The following is a 16002-nucleotide window of genomic DNA, read 5'->3' on the forward strand; positions in this document are numbered from 1 at the left end:
CCCCGGGGCGCTGGCTTGGCGGGGACAGCTGCTTATGTTGCGCTGCGTCATAATTTTGCGATAAGATTTCGTCTATGAAGAGGAGAAGCGGCGCTGCGGCGTCGCGCACTTTCTCATAGAGGCGTCTGTGTCAGAGCCTTCCCCCAGCCACGATTGCCCGCCGCCGATCTGGGATCCTGCCACGCGCATCGGCGACATGCTGCGCGGGCGCAAGGGGCTGATCGTTGGCGTCGCCAATGCAGAGAGCATCGCCTATGGCTGCGCCACCGCCCTGCGCCAGCTCGGGGCTGATATCGCCGTTACCTATCTCAATGAAAAGGCCGAACATTTTGTCCGGCCGCTGGCGGAGGGGATCGGCGCGGAGCTTATCCTGCCGCTTGACGTCGAGGCGCCCGGGCAGATGGAGGCGGCGTTCGAGCAGGTCAATGGCAAATGGGGCCGCCTCGACTTCCTTATTCATTCGATCGCCTTCGCCCCGCGCGAGGATCTGCACGGCCGCGTCGTCGACTGCTCGCTCGCGGGCTTCCAGCAGGCGATGACGGTGTCCTGTCATTCCTTCATCGCCATGGCTAAGCTCGCCGAGCCCCTGATGACGGACGGCGGCGCGCTGCTGACGATGACCTATCACGGCGCCGACAAGGTCGTTCATAATTACAATATGATGGGACCGGTCAAGGCGGCGCTCGAGGCCAGCGTGCGCTATCTGGCCGCCGAACTCGGTCCGCAGCGCATCCGCGTCTTTGCGGTTTCGCCCGGACCGCTGCGGACGCGCGCCTCGAGCGGGATCGCCGAATTCAAGGGCTTGATCGACGACGCCATCGAGCGCGCCCCGAGCCGAAGGATCGTCGATATCGCCGAGGTCGGACGCGTCGTCGCCTTTCTTGTGAGCGGCGCTTCCTCGGGCATGACCGGCGACACCATCTATGTTGATGCGGGCCTCAATATCGTCGCCTGAGTTTCGGCCTGCCGCCGCGCCCATATCCGATGCAATGATTAAGGACCGTCCGATGAAGCCTATAGCGCAATCCGCCGCGACGCTGGAGCGTCTCGGCCTCGCCCAGAAAAGCGAAAGCCTGAGCCGCCGCCTGAGTGATGTCACGGCGCTGTCGCAATCGCTGCAAAAGCTGCGCTCCGGCCATTTCGCACGCATCGGGACGACGCAAGGGCAGGCGCGCAAGGAAAACGCGGCCAAACTGCGCGAGATCTGGTCGCAACGCCGCGACGGCGCCAAGCTGTTGCGCGCCTGGAACGAATATGCGGTCGATTTCGCGCAACGATCCGTGTTGTTTCTCGACATCATGCGCGATGTCGGCAATGCGTTCAACGAGCAGATGGCGGGCGAGCGCACGCCCGTGCTCGTCTATGATTATGAAATGGCGCTCGACGGCCGCCAGATGAGCCGGCCGGTGAATTATGCGCTCGTCCGCATCATTCCGCCGCAGGGAACGCCGGTCGATCCGATGCGCCGGCCCTTCATGATCATCGACCCGCGCGCCGGACACGGCCCCGGCATCGGCGGCTTCAAGCTCGACAGCGAAGTCGGCGTCGCCCTCGCGCACGGTCACGCCGTCTATTTCGTGATTTTCTTTCCTGATCCAGAGCCCGGCCAGACTCTCGCCGATGTTTGCGCCGCCGAAGGCCTGTTCGTGCGGGAAGTATCGCGGCGTCATCCTGGCGCCGACAAGCCGGCGATTCTCGGCAATTGTCAGGGCGGCTGGGCCGCCGCGCTCGTCGCCGCCTCGAACCCCTATGTCACCGGTCCGATCGTGCTCAATGGCGCGCCGCTCAGCTATTGGGCCGGCGAACGCGGTAAAAATCCGCTCCGCTACAAGGGCGGGCTCAAGGGCGGCGCCATGCCGGTTCTGCTTTTGTCGGATCTTGGCAATGGCCGTTTCGACGGCGCCAATCTCGTCCTCAACTTCGAATCGATGAATCCCGGCAATACATGGTGGACCAAATATTACAACGTCTTCGCGAATGTCGACAGCGAGGGGCCTCGCTTCAAGGCGTTCGAGAAATGGTGGTCGTCATTTTATGACATGAACGAAGCGGAAATTCGCTGGATCGTCGAAAATCTCTTCATCGGCGACAAACTGGAGCGCGGCGACGCTGTGCTCGGCGGCCGTGGCGCGGTGGATTTGCGGCAGATCAAATCGCCGATCATCATCTTCGCGAGCAAGGGCGACGACATCACGCCGCCGCCTCAGGCGCTCGCCTGGATCGCCAAAGTCTATGGCGACGAACGCGAGATACGAGCGCGCGGACAGAAGATTCTCTACATCGTGCATGAGGATATCGGTCATCTCGGCATCTTCGTTTCCGCCAAGGTGGCGCTGAAGGAGCACGACCGCATCGTCTCGACCCTCGATGCGATCGAGGCGCTGGCGCCGGGCCTCTATGAAATGCAGATCGAAAAGCTCGTCTCGGACGCTTCCGAGCCAAGCTATCTCGTCGGTTTCGAGGAGCGCACCCTCGCCGATCTCGACGCCTATGACGATGGCGACGAGGATCAGGCTTTCGCCGCGGTCGCGCGGATCTCCGAATTCGGCGTCGATCTTTACGAAATGCTGCTTCGGCCCACCATCCAGGCCCTGGCGACGCCGGCCTCGGCGCAGATGATGGCGCGGGCGCATCCGCTGCGCGCTCGCCGCGCCATTCTGTCGGACCGAAATCCCGTCATGCCGCTTGTTGCGCCGCTCGCCGCCGCGGCGCGGCAGGCGCGCAAACCCGTTGCAGCCGACAACCCCTTCTTCGCCACCGAAAAATTGACCGCGGCGATGATCGAACAATCGATGAATTTCTGGAGCGATCTGCGCGGCGCGTTCGACGAACTCGCCTTCTTCGCGATTTATTCCAATCCGCTGCTGTCCCGCCTGACGGACCGCGACCGCTCGCCGGCCGCGAGCGATCCGGCCGATAGTCTGCGCGAACTGCCGCTTGTGCGCGAAGCGCTGACGAATCTCTCGCGCGGCGGCTTTGCCGAGGCGGTCATCCGCATGCTGATCCTGCTCGCGCGTTCGCGCGGGGAGGTGCGCCAGACCCGCCTCGAACGCTCCAACGCCACGCTGCAGAATGCCGAGCCGTTCAAGAGCCTTGGCGAGAGCGAGCGCACGCGGATCATCCATGAGCAAACGCTGATTATCGACTTCGAGCCGGAGGCGGCTTTGGCGACCTTGCCCGATCTTCTGCCTTATGAAGCCGATCGCCGGCGCGCGCTCGATCTCGTCAAGGACATCGTTGGCGAGGTCAGGGAAATGAGCGAACCGACCGTCGCCATGTATGCGCGGCTGCGCCAGCAGCTGGGCGCGCCCGACGACGGCGCCCGGGTGAGAAGCGATTTGACGCCATTGTTCCGCCAGCGTGACACGATCGAGGCGCTGCAATGACCTATTCGAACCGGCTTTACGCGGAGCTTGCGGCCGGCGACGAGGCGACGATCACGCGCATCGTCACGCCGGACGATCTTTATGTGTTCGCGCATGTGAGCGGCAATCTCAACCCGCTCAATTTGCCGCCGGCGCCGGGCGAGTGCGCCCCCGCCGACCCGCCGGCGGCTCCCTCGATGTGGGTCGCCTCGCTGTTTTCCGCCGTTCTCGGCAATCTGCTGCCAGGGCCTGGCACGATCTATGAGACGCAGAACCTGCGTTTCCATGCCAGAGCCCGGGTCGGCGACAAGCTGACGATATCGGTGCGGGTCGAGGCGCTGCGGCCGCCGGCGACCGTTGTGCTGGCGACGAAGGTCGAGCGGGCCGGAGAACTCATTGTCGACGGGACGGCCGAGGTCCGCGCGCCTGAGACCAAGGAAACATTCGAGCTCGTCGAACTGCCGGAATTGCGGGTCGAGCGCCATCGGCACGTGCAGCGTCTACTGGCGGCCTGCGCCAATCTGCCGGCGATGCCGACGGCGGTTGTTGCGCCCGAGGAAGAGAACGCGCTGCTCGGCGCGCTCGCCGGCGGAAGGGATCATTTGATCGTCCCGATCCTGATCGGCGATGAGGCGAAGATCCGGGCGCTGGCGCTAAGCCTTGGCGCCGATCTGACCGGCGTCGAGATCGAGAATCTGCCGAGCCATGACGCGGCGGCGGCGCGCGCCGTCGAACTCGTCCATCTGGGCAAGGCGAAAGCCGTGATGAAGGGACATCTGCACAGCGATGAATTGCTGCGCCATGTCGTGAAGTCGCAGGGCGGGCTTCGCACCGGACGGCGCATCAGCCATGTTTTCGTCATGGATGCGCCGACCCTGTCGCAGCTGATCCTAGTTACCGACGCAGCGATCAACATCGCCCCGACGCTCGAGGAAAAAGTCGACATCGTGCAAAATGCGATCGACCTTGGCCTCGCGCTTGGCCTCCAGAAGCCGAAGGTTGGCATTCTGTCGGCCGTCGAACTGGTCAACCCCAAAATTCAATCGACGCTCGATGCGGCGGCGCTCTCGAAAATGAGCGAACGCGGACAGATCACCGGCGGCGTGGTCGACGGGCCGCTCGCCATGGACAACGCCATCAGCGTTTCCGCCGCGCGGACCAAGGGGCTGACCTCGCTGGTCGCCGGGCGCGCCGACATTCTCGTCGCGCCCAACCTCGAATCGGGCAACATCCTCGCCAAGGAGCTGACCTATGCCGCGCAGGCCGAGGGCGCCGGGTTGGTGATCGGCGCCAAAGTTCCCGTGCTGCTCACGAGCCGGGCCGACGACGAGGCTTCGCGGCTGTTTTCCTGCGCCGTCGCCATGCTCTACGCGCATTGGCTCGAGACCGGCAAGAGCGCGGTCGCGCCGGACGCGGAGGGCGGCAGATGAGCCGCTGCGTCATGACCCTCAATGCCGGGTCGTCCTCGATCAAATTCGCTCTCTTTGAGGAAGTTCTGGCGCAAGAGGGGAAGGCAAAAGAGCTACAGCCCCTCGCGATCGGGCTTGCCGAGATGGTTGGCGAGGAGCGCCGCATTGCCGTCCACGACGGCGCCGGCGCAAAGATCTACGAAGTCAAGCGAACCGAACAGGTCGAGGCGCCGTTCCATGCCGAGGCTCTGCGGCGCATCCTCGCCTGGCGCCAGAGCGCCTTCCCGGACGCCAATGTCGTCGCCGCGGGGCATCGCGTCGTCCATGGCGGCGTCGATTACTCCGCGCCTGTCGTCGTCACCGACGAGGTGCTGAAATATCTGCACACGCTGATCCCGCTCGCGCCTTTGCATGAGCCTTATAATATAGCGGGCATTCTCGGCGCGCGCGAAGCCTGGCCCCATCTCGAACAGGTCGCCTGTTTCGATACGGCGTTCCATCGCACGCACCCCTTCGTCAACGACGTCTTCGCTCTGCCGCGCCGTTTTTACGACGAGGGCGTGCGGCGCTACGGCTTTCATGGGCTTTCCTATGAATATATCGTCCGGCGCCTGCGCGAAATCGCGCCCTATCACGCGGCCGGACGCGTCGTCGTCGCCCATCTTGGCAATGGCGCCTCGATGTGCGCGATCCGCGATGGGCTGTCGGTTGCAAGCTCGATGGGATTTACCGCGCTCGACGGCCTGCCGATGGGAACGCGCTGCGGTCAGCTCGACCCTGGCGTCGTGCTCTATCTGATGCAGGAAAAGAAGATGAGCGCGGCTGAGATCACCGATCTCCTTTATCGTGAATCAGGCCTCAAAGGCCTCTCCGGCCTCTCCCACGACATGCGCGAGCTTGAGGCGTCAGACAGCGTCGATGCGCAGCAGGCGATCGAATATTTCGTCTTCCGCATCCGCCGTGAGCTTGGCGGCCTTGCCGCCGTGCTCGAGGGGATCGACGCGATCGTGTTCTGCGGCGGCATCGGCGAGCATTCCCGCCATGTGCGCGAGCGCGTGCTTGAGGGCATGGAGTGGATCGGCGTCGAGCTCGACCGCAACGCCAACAGCGCCAATGCGGAAGTCATCTCCTCCGAGCGTTCGCGCACGAGAGTCTTCGTCATTCCAACGAATGAAGAAGGCATGATCGCAAGACACACTTTGGCGCTGCTGGATCGGATGGCTGCTGCCTGAAAAGGGCGGAAAAGCCGCGCCTCCGCTCGAACTTAGGCGCGGCGGCTCGCATATTCCGATAGACAACAACCTGCGTTTCGAGGTGGAACCCGTGCGAAGCGGCGGGGTTGTGGCGCCATGACAATCCTTTGCGGAAAAAGGGAGCAATCATGAAACGCGCCATAATGGTCGGGGCGGCGCTGATCGCCTTCACGAGCTTCGCCAATGCAGAGTCTTTGGCCGAGAAGACCGGAATCAACTCGGTCTTGGGCGTAAGCCCGAGCACGTCGGATTTTGTTCGTCAGGTCGCGATCAGCGACATGTTTGAAATCGAATCAAGCAGACTCGCCAAGGAAAAGGGCGACGTCGCCGCAACCGCCTTCGCCAATCATATGATCTCGGCTCACGAGAAGACCTCGCAGCAGCTTAAATCTCTGGTCAGCGAACGCGGCCTGAAAGTGGAGTTGCCAGCCGGACTCGATAAATCCCACGAGGGCAAGCTCGACGATCTCAAGAAGCTTTCTGGCGGGGATTTTACGAAGAGCTACAAGGATGAACAGGTCAAGGCGCATAAGGCGGCGGTCGATCTGTTTGACCGCTACGCCAAGGCCGGCGACAATGATTCGGTGAAACAATGGGCGGCGACCACGCTGCCGGAATTGCGCGCTCATCTCGATATAGCGGAGAAGCTTTGACGCGCGGCGGCGCCCGATCTATTGGATGGGCGGCGGCGAACCGCCGCGCGCCGCCGTCAACGCTTCATGCAGCGTGCGGAAAATTCGCCCCTCGCCCAACGCAGCGGTGACGCCGTGCCGATCGAAGTCGGCCTGTAGATACGACCGGACGCGACCGAACACCACTGTGACGCCGGAAGCGGCTAGCTCGCCCAGAAAATCGCGCAGCGTCGCTGCCGCCGAATAATCGATGTCGCTGATCGCGCCGGCGTCGACGATCAGCCAGCGCACCTTGTCGGGCGCGGCGTCGATCAGAGTTTTCACCTCGTCCACAAAGATGTGGTCATTGGCGTAAAACAAATCGGAGCCGAAGCGGTAGACGATCAGTCCCGGCTCGGTCTGGCTGCCTGGCAGGGCTTCGATAGGCTCCCACCAGCCGTTTGTATCTGGCGTCAGCACCATCCTGTGCGGCTTGTAACTGTGACCTACATGCCGGAACAGAGATAGCGTGATCGCGATCAGAATGCCGGCCTCGACGCCGATCGCGACGACAGTCGCCGCCGTCACGACGGCGAGCCCGAATTCGCCCGGACTTTCGCGGCGTATGGCGCGGAGCGTTTGGAGATCGATCATGCCGACTGCTATGGTGAAGACGACGCCCGCAAGCACGCAACGCGGCAGATATTGCAGCGAGCCCGTCGCAAACAGCAGCACCAGAAGGACGATCGCCGCGAAGGTCAGCTGGGCGAATTGGCTGTGCGCGCCGGCCCGCTCGGCCATGGCGGTTTGCGTCGGACTGCCGTTGACGACGAAAGCGCCGCTGAGGCCGGCTGCAGCGTTCGCTGCGGCAAGACCGAGAATATCCGCGTTCACGTCGATCCGTTGATGATGCCGCTCCGCGAAGGCGCGGGCGGTGGCGGCGCTCTGCGCGATAATCACGAAGACGCAGGTCGCGGCGACCGGCGCGACGACCGATATGTCGTCAAGGCTGACAGGCGGGAGGGCAAGGGCCGGCAGTCCGCCAGGCACCGGGCCGATCAGGGCGACGCCGTGCCCGGCGAAGTTGAATCGCCAACTGGCCGCGATCGCCGCGAGGACCGCGATCATCGCGACGGGAAAGCGGGGTAAGAGGCGCCGGCCGAGCAGGATCGCCGCGAGCGTCGCGCCGGCAAGCGCGAGGCTCGAACCGCTGATGTCCGCCAGGCGCGGCGCAAGCCGCCAGAGTTGCCGGAGCGCGCCGCCGGCGGGCGCTGCAACCCCGAACATGTCCGGGAGCATGGCGATCGCGACCTGTGCGCCGACGCCCGTCAGAAATCCGACAAGCACGGTTCGCGATAGAAAATCGGCGAGAAACCCCAGCCGGAACAGCCGCGCCGCAAGCAGAAGACCCGCGGCGAGCAAGGCTGTCAGGGCGACCAGCGCCATATATTTTTCGCTCATCGGCGCGGCGAGGGGGCTGAGCGAATTCGAGAAGATCGCGGCGGTGGCCGAATCCGCCGACACCACGAGCTGCCGCGACGAGCCGAAAATGGCGAAGGCGACAAGCGGGAGAAGCACCGTGTAAAGGCCGGCGACGACCGGCGTTTGTGCGATGCGCGTATAGCCGAGCACCTGCGGAATATTGATCGTCGCGAGCGAGACGCCGGCCAGCATGTCGCGCGCCAGGGACCCCGCATTGAACGGGCCAAGGCCGCCAAACAGCTTTAGCCCGGCAAACAGCTTCAACCCCATGGGGCGTCCTTTTGCAATTACGGCGTCTCGCCGCCGGCGCGTTCAGAACCGGCTAAAAATCTCGCGCGTTTGCGCGAGGTCGGCGCCCTGCGCCAGCGCCAGCTGAAGCGCAACGCGCGCCTTGCGCGCGTCGAGCCATCCGGCAGGGATGAGACCCCGTGCGATCAGATCGATCTCGCCGCCCGCATAACCGTAGGAGGCGCGGAGCGTCTCGCCGGCGCCCGTGCGGCTTGCAAAGACGACTGGCAGGCGTTCGGCGAGGCGGCCGAGATCGGGCGCGGCCTCGGCTGCGACATGGCCCGCGCCCGGCAGGCTGAGTACGACCCCATCGAATCCTCCCGCCGCAAGCGCCGCGACGGTTTCGGGCTCAAGGCCGGGGCCGGCTTCGATGATTGGCGCGATGGGCAGCCGACTTCCGCCAAAATGCATAAGGGGCATCGGGGCGGCCGGGACAAGGGCAAAACGAACGCGGTCCTCGGCGACATAGCCGATCGGACCGAAGGGCGCCGACGAAAACGCGTGGGTGCGAAAGCTGTGCGACTTGCGGATGAGGGGGCCCGCGTGGATCTCATCGTCGATCACGACGAGAACGCCGGCGCCGCGGGCGGCGTTGGACGCTGCGACCCGAACGGCGGCGAGAAGATTGGCCGGGCCGTCCGCGCCGGGCTGGTCCGCGCGCCGCATGGCGGCGGTCAGCACGATCGGCGTCTCAATGCGGGTCAGCAGCGCGAGCGCGAAAGCCGTCTCCTCCAGCGTATCGGTGCCGTGGGTGATGACGATCCCGTCGGCCGATTGCGCGGCGGCGACAGCGGCTGCGGCGATCATCGCCTGGTCGGCGACGGTCAGGCTCGCCGACGGCTTGGCGAGAATGTCGCGCGTCTCGCAATCTGCGATGGCTTCGAGCTGCGGAACGGCGGCGGCAAGCGCCTGCGCGCCAAGCCGCAGCGCGCCCGCTTCCGAGCCGCGCGCAAGCATGGCGATGGTGCCGCCGGTGGAGAGGATGATTACGCGCGGTCGCTGCGGCATCTGCAAAAAGAGGCGCCTTGCTTGAGACGTCGCGGCCGCACTGGCGCGGGTGAAGAAAGACGCGGCTTCGAGAAGCCGCTTCCCTTTCGTGCGCCGAGGGTCACGCCTCCGGGGCGGCCGCTGCGGCCGCTGCTGCCTTCTCGGCCGCGGCGGCGGATGCGGCGGCACGCTCCTGCGCCTTCTTCTTCGGGAGAGCCTTCTTCGGGTTCTCCTGCGCTTCGCGGGTCAGAACGCCGAGCCCGTCGAGCAGGCGGGCGACGCGATCGGTTGGCTGCGCGCCCTTGGCGATCCACTCCTTGGCCTTTTCCGCGTCAAGCACCACGCGCTCGGCGGAATCCTTGGCCTTCAGCGGATCGAACACGCCGAGACGCTCGATGAAGCGGCCGTCGCGCGGCATGCGCGAGTCGGCGACGACCACGCGATAGAACGGGCGCTTCTTGGCGCCGCCGCGCGACAGACGAATTTTCAATGGCATTTTATTGGTTCTCCAAAAGTTGGTTCAGTGTGGTTCATCGAAGAGTCAAAGCCGGCTTCTGCCGGCCGCGCTCATTTCTTTTTTCCGAACGGGTTGAGCCCGCTCAAAAATCCGCCGCTGGCGCCGCCGCCAAGGCCCGGCAGTTTGGCCGGCCCTGCGCCGAGTCCGGGAAGATTTGATCCGGGCGGCTTCGGCGCGGCCGGAGGCGGCGCGAGCTGCGGCGCCGGGCTGCCGCCCGAAAATGCTCCAGGCGCCGATCCAAACTGCTTTTGCAGCGAGGCGATCTGCTCCGGCGAGGGCTGCGGCATGCCGCCCATCGCTCCGCCCATGCCGCCGGCCGGAAGGCCGAACATCGAAGCCATCTTGCCCATGGCGCCGCCGCCGCGCTTCATGCCGCCCATGGATTTCATGAGGTCGGCCATCTGGCGATGCTGCTTTAGAAGCTTGTTGACGTCCTCGACCTTCATGCCGGAGCCCGCCGCAATGCGCTTCTTTCGCGAGGCTTTCAGAATGTCGGGGTTGCGCCGCTCCTGTGGCGTCATCGAGAAGATAATGGCGCGCTGGCGCGTGATGATGCGGTCGTCGAGATGGGCGGCGGCGAGTTGATCCTTGATCTTGCCCATGCCGGGCAGCATGCCCATGATGCCGCCGAGGCCGCCGATCTTTTCCACCTGCGCCAGCTGGTCGGAGAGGTCCTCGAGGTCGAACTTGCCCTTGCGCATGCGGTCGGCGATGCGCTGCGCCTTCTCGGCGTCGATGGTCTGCGCCGCCTTCTCGACGAGCGAGACGATATCGCCCATGCCGAGGATGCGGTTGGCGATGCGCGAGGGATGGAAATCCTCGAGCGCATCCATTTTTTCGCCGGAGCCGATGAGCTTGATCGGCTTGCCGGTGACGGCGCGCATCGACAGCGCCGCGCCGCCGCGGCCATCGCCGTCGACGCGGGTCAGGACGATGCCGGTGATGCCGACGCGGTCGTCGAAGTTTTTCGCCAGATGAACGGCGTCCTGGCCGGTGAGGCTGTCGGCGACGAGCAGGATCTCATGCGGGCGCGAGGCCGCCTTGATCTCGACCATCTCCTGCATCAGCGCTTCGTCGATGTGGGTGCGCCCGGCAGTGTCGAACAGCACCACGTCATAGCCCTGCAGGCGCCCTGCCTGCTCGGCCCGGATGGCGATCTGCACGGGCGTCTGGCCGGCGATGATCGGCAGCGTATCGACGCCGACCTGACGTCCGAGCACGGCGAGCTGCTCCTGCGCCGCCGGACGCTTGACGTCGAGCGAGGCCATCAGAACCTTGCGGCCCATCTGCTCCTTGAGCCGCTTGGCGATCTTGGCGGCGGTCGTCGTCTTGCCGGCGCCCTGAAGGCCGACCATCATGATGGCGACGGGGGCGGCGGCGTCGAGATTGATCGGCTCGGCGTCGGAGCCAAGCGTCTCGATCAGCACGTCATTGACGATCTTGACGACCATCTGGCCGGGCGTCACCGATTTGACGACATTCGCCCCGACCGCCCGCGCGCGCACCTTGTCGACGAAGGAGCGCACGACGTCGAGCGCGACGTCGGCCTCGAGCAACGCCCGGCGAACCTCACGCAACGCAAGATTGACGTCCTCCTCCGACAGCGCGCCGCGTCGCGTCAGGGAATCGAATATGGATGAGAGCTTTTCAGAAAGCCCTTCGAACATGCGGTCATCCTCAAAAGTTCGCAGCGCGCCTTGCGCCCGAACCGATTGTCAAACATGAGGCCGGGGCCTAGGTCCCGGCGTCTTTTGGCGGGCCGCCGACGGGAGCGACAACAACCGCGCCGGTCACGCCCTGGCCCGTCTGCCCGGATCCGCGGAGCCGGCGTGGCTTGCGCCGGGCTATTGTCGCGGCCAACACAAAACGCGCCCGGGGGCGCAACGCGCTGCCGGACGTTCGCCGGCCGCCTCCGAGCGGCCGACTGATGCGAAAACATGCCGTCTTGGGAAAGACAGACCGCCTTTTTTGAAGCGCTGCGCCCTGAAAGTCAAGAACGCGCGGCGCGGCGCCATTTGCCGGCCGGCCGGAACATGATAAATCGATCTCGCCACAGCCCGCGGCAAAGCCGGGTCCCGGTAGCTCAGCAGGATAGAGCAACGGTTTCCTAAACCGTAGGTCAGGGGTTCGAATCCCTTCCGGGACGCCAGTTCAATCAATGCACTGGCCTGTTGCTGTTCTGATCGGCGTTATTCCGGGGCAGCGATACGCCCTTCATGCAGATTGCGGCAATGCCGGTGGTGGTTAGGGCGTCGCTCGCCGAGGCGCTGGCGTTGCTGCGGCTGTCCCGCTGCATCTTGGCCGGGCGACATTCGCAGAGATGCCGCGCTTTTTACCCGCCTGGCCGGTTGAATCGCTGCCGGCGCCCGCAATTTACGGCTTTTGAACTCAGGGCGCAGCCTCAGAGAGACCGGCTCGCGGGATGATGGCCTACGTCCGGCGGCCCCTGGCGGCGCGGGATCTGTGCTTAGGCTTCTGTATCGGCAAAGGCGAATGTGGCCGCCCCAATGTCGCTTCTGCGCGTTTTTGCCCAATAAAGCGCCGCCGTCAGCAAGCGCTTTGGATCTCGCTCCCCGGTTTGAGCCACAATGAGAATCCGGGTCGCAAGGCCAAGCTTAACTTCCTCGGTCAGGCCTTCATGCGAAAGCTTCGCTTCCACTTGCTGGAAAACTTCACTCAAAAGCGAAAGCGTATGACTATCCATCGGTTCACATTTCCTCGTTCACTGCATGCGCCAACCGAAAATTATTAATCTTGCCAAGAACTCTGACTATTGACGAATATTAATACGCCCTTTTTGGATTACCGTCCGTCTGGTTCACGACAGAGCGATGGAATTATGTTGAGTCGCAGCCGACGCCGTTTGGTGTTATTGTCCTTTCATCGTTGGCAGCAGTTCTTTTAATTCCCGGCGGCTGAGAGACATTCCTGTGCTCCCCTTCCATTCGGTTGCGGAGAGCCATTGTGCCTTTATCGAACTCGGCTAATCATTTTCTCGCGTCCCTGTCGTCGCAAGACAGCGAATCCGTGCGTTCTCTTTTGAGGCCGATGGATTTGCCCCTCGGAGCCGTATTCTTCCGAGCCGAGGACATAATCAATCGCATTTACTTCCCCTCCAGCGGCGTCGTTTCGCTTGTTGTGGGCGTAAGCACGGGACATTTTGTCGAAGCGGGGATGTTTGGCAGAAATACCGTGATCGGCGCCAGTACATTGCTGGACGGTTCCGTCGCGCTCAATCAGGCAATAGGCCTCGTCAAAGGTTCGGGAATGGTCGGCGAGCGGTCGGATCTCAAAGGCCTGGCGGATCGAAGCGGGACGCTTCGCAAATCGTTCGCGGCCCACGAACAAGCGATATTCGCGCATGTGCAGCAGGTCGCGGTATGCAACAACGTGCATGAATTAGAGGCGCGGTTCTGCCGCTGGCTGTTGCAGCTGCGGGACTTGATCCAGAGCGACAGCTTGCCGCTGACGCATGAGTCGCTGGCCGAGATGCTGGGCGTTCAGCGCAGCAGCGTCACATTGGCGGCTCTCCGCCTTCAGACCGCGGGTTTGATCAGTTATCGAAGAGGCCAAATTCAGATTCGCGACGTGGCGGGGATCCGCACGGCTGCTTGCGAGTGCTACGACGCGATCAATTTGCACTACCAGCATCTGACGGGCTGGACGCCGGGTCTGATCAAGCCCGGGTTGACGAGGGAACACGCCTGACGCGCTTTCGAAAGCTGGCGCAAGCTTGGGGACGCCTGCTCCGGCGAAAACGCCCAAGTCGAGGTTTTTACACGTAAGAACAGATTTCTTCTCTGGGCTACAATTCTGCCATATCTGCTTGTTCTGAGACAAAAATCAATCAGATAAATCAGTGATAAAAAACGTATATTAACAGATGTTTTTAATAAACAGATGTCTCATGGATTATTGATTTGGCCGGAAGGCTCTGCTCTGATGCGAGCAATATATAGCGCTAAAAGTATTATAAATAAATGATCTGGCAAAAATATATTGATGCCGTCATCAATTTTGCAATATTATGTACTTTTCTAAAACAACTTATTTCACTACGAAGCGCTTCATAGACATTTTTCTCATCTTATAATCCTGTCTACTCTCCGTTAAAAGAGCCAATGGCGCGCAACGGAAAGTTTTTGCTGTTCTGCTTCGCAAAGACGTGTCAATTTGGCGATATGAAAGAGATTCTTTCAGGACACTTCATGATGGCGACGGTCGCTAACCATCACGGCGCGTCAAGAGATATCCATGTGGTTGAACTATCTCTTCGGAGTCGCAAATGGGACATTCAGCGCAATTCGCTGCGCGGCGCGCGCAAGATGACACGCGCGTGGCAATTATTGACACAGCATTGACATTATTTAGCCGGGTTGGATTTCAGAAAACAACAATCAAGGACATTGCCAGCCAGCTTCGTATGTCGCCAGCAAATGTTTATCGCTTTTTTGCCACGAAGGCGGAGATCAACGACGCCGTTGGACGACGGTTGTTGCATGAAATAGAAGCGTCCGTCATCGACATCGCCAACAGCCAGGCCTCGGCGAGCCAAAGACTGCGAGCGTGTATTACCGCTATTGAGGAAAGCAACGCGCGACGCTTTCTTTTCGACCAGAAATTGCATGAGCTGATCGAAGCCGCGTTCGATGAAGACTGGCCAAGCACCGCCGATCACCTTGAAACAATCGAAAAATCGCTATCCGGGATCATAGCGCAAGGCGCCCGCGAGGGTGAGTTTCGCGTCAACGATAGCGATTTGGCCGCAATTCTCGTGCACAACGCCTGCGTTCGACCCCCTCATCCTCGTTTCATTGACGAGCGCCGCAAGAAGACGACGCCAACGCTGGACCAAATGATGGATTTTTGTTTAGCGGCCATCACGGATTAGCGAATCCGCCCGCGAAGCTGAAGGTATCAGGGCGAAAGTCCGTCCGGTCAGATCGGCTTTTGTTTTAGTGCCCGCCGCATCGCCGCAATTGTAGCGGGGAGGGAGAGGCGGCGGCCGTTCCAGCCGGCTCTATCGGGGGGGCTTTGTCCGCGCCCGTACGCCGCGTCCCGAAATTGCCCGCTCTCGCCGGAGGACGGATCGGCGCGTCAGTCGAACAGGCTTGAGACGCTTTCTTCCTTGGCGATTCGTGTGATGGCTTCGCCGATGAGCGGGGCGACGGAGACGATCCGGATATTTTTCGAAACGCGGATCGCCTCCGTCGAGGAGATCGTGTCCGTCAGCACCAGCTCTTTCAGACTCGAGGCCGAGATGCGCGCGGCGGCGCCGCCGGAGAGCACGCCGTGGGTGATATAGGCGTAGACCGCGATCGCGCCCTCGGCGCGCAGCGCGTCGGCGGCGTTGCACAGCGTGCCGCCGGAATCGACGATGTCGTCGATCAGGATGCAGACCTTGCCGGCGACGTCGCCGATGATGTTCATCACCTCGGATTCGCCGGCGCGCTCGCGCCGCTTGTCGACGATGGCGAGCGGCGCGTCGATGCGCTTGGCGAGCGCCCTTGCCCGCACGACGCCGCCGACGTCGGGCGAGACGACCATCAGATTGCCCTTCGGCAGGCGCTCCTCGATGTCGCGCACCAGCACCGGGGCGGCGAACAGATTGTCGGTCGGGATGTCGAAGAAGCCCTGGATCTGGCCGGCGTGCAGATCGACGGTGAGGACGCGGTCGGCGCCGGCTCTCGTGATCAGATTGGCGACGAGCTTGGCCGAGATCGGCGTGCGCGGGCCGGCCTTGCGGTCCTGCCGCGCATAGCCGAAATAGGGAATGACCGCGGTGATGCGGCGGGCCGAGGCGCGGCGCAGCGCGTCGGTCATGATCAAGGCCTCCATCAGATGATCATTGGTCGGATAGGAGGTCGACTGGACGATGAAGGCGTCCTGGCCGCGGACGTTTTCCTGGATCTCGACAAAGATCTCCATGTCGGCGAAGCGGCGCACCTGACATTTGGTCAGGGGCACGCCAAGATAGGCGGCGATCGCCTCGGCCAGAGGACGATTGGAGTTGCCCGCCAGTATTTTCATGAGCGCAATGATCCCGCCAGCCGCAACAGCCCTCTCTTAATCATCGCGCCCGCGCCCGCG

General features: G+C 63.0%; 13 protein-coding genes and 1 tRNA gene. 8 read left to right on the forward strand and 6 right to left on the reverse strand.

Annotation, left to right across the window (positions count from 1 at the left end):
• Nucleotides 1–196: 196 nt before the first annotated feature.
• The 5 genes from fabI to CR492_RS09025 all read left to right on the forward strand — a co-directional run bounded on the left by fabI (nucleotide 197) and on the right by CR492_RS09025 (nucleotide 6680).
• Nucleotides 197–955 carry an enoyl-ACP reductase FabI gene (gene fabI, locus CR492_RS09005; RefSeq protein WP_102843421.1) on the forward strand — a complete coding sequence of 253 codons (759 nt, stop codon included), beginning with the start codon at nucleotides 197–199 and terminating at the stop codon, nucleotides 953–955.
• A gap of 52 nt (nucleotides 956–1007) precedes the next feature.
• Nucleotides 1008–3386 (forward strand): DUF3141 domain-containing protein, encoded by a 2379-nt coding sequence (locus CR492_RS09010; RefSeq protein ID WP_102843510.1) that lies wholly within the window; start codon nucleotides 1008–1010, stop codon nucleotides 3384–3386.
• Nucleotides 3383–4795, forward strand: a complete 1413-nt coding sequence (locus CR492_RS09015; RefSeq protein WP_102843422.1) for a bifunctional enoyl-CoA hydratase/phosphate acetyltransferase — start codon at nucleotides 3383–3385, stop codon at nucleotides 4793–4795. The genes CR492_RS09010 and CR492_RS09015 overlap by 4 nt, the downstream gene beginning before the upstream one ends.
• Nucleotides 4792–6006, forward strand: a complete 1215-nt coding sequence (locus CR492_RS09020; RefSeq protein ID WP_102843423.1) for an acetate/propionate family kinase — start codon at nucleotides 4792–4794, stop codon at nucleotides 6004–6006. Before CR492_RS09015 ends, CR492_RS09020 begins: the two co-directional genes overlap by 4 nt.
• 149 nt (nucleotides 6007–6155) lie before the next feature.
• On the forward strand, nucleotides 6156–6680 hold the full coding sequence (locus tag CR492_RS09025; RefSeq protein ID WP_102843511.1) for a DUF4142 domain-containing protein: 525 nt from the start codon (nucleotides 6156–6158) through the stop codon (nucleotides 6678–6680).
• Between the two features lie 18 nt (nucleotides 6681–6698).
• On the opposite strand, the gene CR492_RS09030 is transcribed toward CR492_RS09025, so the two are convergent.
• The 4 genes from CR492_RS09030 to ffh all read right to left on the reverse strand — a co-directional run bounded on the left by CR492_RS09030 (nucleotide 6699) and on the right by ffh (nucleotide 11579).
• Complete coding sequence (locus CR492_RS09030) at nucleotides 6699–8390, reverse strand: SulP family inorganic anion transporter (RefSeq protein ID WP_102843424.1); 1692 nt, start codon at nucleotides 8388–8390, stop codon at nucleotides 6699–6701.
• 42 nt (nucleotides 8391–8432) lie between these two features.
• On the reverse strand, nucleotides 8433–9416 hold the full coding sequence (locus tag CR492_RS09035) for an asparaginase (protein WP_102843425.1): 984 nt from the start codon (nucleotides 9414–9416) through the stop codon (nucleotides 8433–8435).
• A gap of 100 nt (nucleotides 9417–9516) precedes the next feature.
• Nucleotides 9517–9891 carry a 30S ribosomal protein S16 gene (rpsP, locus tag CR492_RS09040; protein WP_102843426.1) on the reverse strand — a complete coding sequence of 125 codons (375 nt, stop codon included), beginning with the start codon at nucleotides 9889–9891 and terminating at the stop codon, nucleotides 9517–9519.
• A gap of 71 nt (nucleotides 9892–9962) precedes the next feature.
• Nucleotides 9963–11579: a signal recognition particle protein gene (ffh, locus tag CR492_RS09045; RefSeq protein WP_102843427.1), complete on the reverse strand. Its 1617-nt coding sequence runs from the start codon at nucleotides 11577–11579 to the stop codon at nucleotides 9963–9965.
• A 405-nt stretch (nucleotides 11580–11984) separates the two neighbouring features.
• On the opposite strand from ffh, the gene CR492_RS09055 reads away from it, so the two are divergent.
• Nucleotides 11985–12061: transfer RNA gene (locus tag CR492_RS09055), tRNA-Arg, on the forward strand.
• Nucleotides 12062–12379: 318 nt separating this feature from the next.
• Here CR492_RS09055 and CR492_RS09060 read toward each other — a convergent pair.
• Nucleotides 12380–12616 (reverse strand): hypothetical protein, encoded by a 237-nt coding sequence (locus CR492_RS09060; protein WP_102843429.1) that lies wholly within the window; start codon nucleotides 12614–12616, stop codon nucleotides 12380–12382.
• A gap of 344 nt (nucleotides 12617–12960) precedes the next feature.
• On the opposite strand from CR492_RS09060, the gene CR492_RS09065 reads away from it, so the two are divergent.
• Complete coding sequence (locus CR492_RS09065; protein WP_245412026.1) at nucleotides 12961–13620, forward strand: Crp/Fnr family transcriptional regulator; 660 nt, start codon at nucleotides 12961–12963, stop codon at nucleotides 13618–13620.
• A gap of 577 nt (nucleotides 13621–14197) precedes the next feature.
• Nucleotides 14198–14803, forward strand: coding sequence for a TetR/AcrR family transcriptional regulator (locus CR492_RS09070; protein WP_102843431.1), 606 nt, complete (start codon nucleotides 14198–14200; stop codon nucleotides 14801–14803).
• 206 nt (nucleotides 14804–15009) lie between these two features.
• Here CR492_RS09070 and CR492_RS09075 read toward each other — a convergent pair whose 3' ends face one another.
• A complete protein-coding gene (locus CR492_RS09075) occupies nucleotides 15010–15942 on the reverse strand; it encodes a ribose-phosphate pyrophosphokinase (protein WP_102843432.1) in 933 nt (310 codons plus the stop codon).
• Nucleotides 15943–16002: the final 60 nt, after the last annotated feature.

This window comes from Methylocella silvestris (assembly GCF_002891535.1).
GTDB lineage: Bacteria > Pseudomonadota > Alphaproteobacteria > Rhizobiales > Beijerinckiaceae > Methylocapsa > Methylocapsa silvestris_A.

Bases quoted from the DNA above. Each gene is read 5' to 3' on its own strand.
- fabI (WP_102843421.1), top strand. From the start codon at position 197: ATGCTGCGCGGGCGCAAGGGGCTGATCGTTGGCGTCGCCAATGCAGAG.
- CR492_RS09010 (WP_102843510.1), top strand. From the start codon at position 1,008: ATGAAGCCTATAGCGCAATCCGCCGCGACGCTGGAGCGTCTCGGCCTC.
- CR492_RS09015 (WP_102843422.1), top strand. From the start codon at position 3,383: ATGACCTATTCGAACCGGCTTTACGCGGAGCTTGCGGCCGGCGACGAG.
- CR492_RS09020 (WP_102843423.1), top strand. From the start codon at position 4,792: ATGAGCCGCTGCGTCATGACCCTCAATGCCGGGTCGTCCTCGATCAAA.
- CR492_RS09025 (WP_102843511.1), top strand. From the start codon at position 6,156: ATGAAACGCGCCATAATGGTCGGGGCGGCGCTGATCGCCTTCACGAGC.
- CR492_RS09030 (WP_102843424.1), bottom strand. From the start codon at position 8,390: ATGGGGTTGAAGCTGTTTGCCGGGCTAAAGCTGTTTGGCGGCCTTGGC.
- CR492_RS09035 (WP_102843425.1), bottom strand. From the start codon at position 9,416: ATGCCGCAGCGACCGCGCGTAATCATCCTCTCCACCGGCGGCACCATC.
- rpsP (WP_102843426.1), bottom strand. From the start codon at position 9,891: ATGCCATTGAAAATTCGTCTGTCGCGCGGCGGCGCCAAGAAGCGCCCG.
- ffh (WP_102843427.1), bottom strand. From the start codon at position 11,579: ATGTTCGAAGGGCTTTCTGAAAAGCTCTCATCCATATTCGATTCCCTG.
- CR492_RS09060 (WP_102843429.1), bottom strand. From the start codon at position 12,616: ATGGATAGTCATACGCTTTCGCTTTTGAGTGAAGTTTTCCAGCAAGTG.
- CR492_RS09065 (WP_245412026.1), top strand. From the start codon at position 12,961: ATGGATTTGCCCCTCGGAGCCGTATTCTTCCGAGCCGAGGACATAATC.
- CR492_RS09070 (WP_102843431.1), top strand. From the start codon at position 14,198: ATGGGACATTCAGCGCAATTCGCTGCGCGGCGCGCGCAAGATGACACG.
- CR492_RS09075 (WP_102843432.1), bottom strand. From the start codon at position 15,942: ATGAAAATACTGGCGGGCAACTCCAATCGTCCTCTGGCCGAGGCGATC.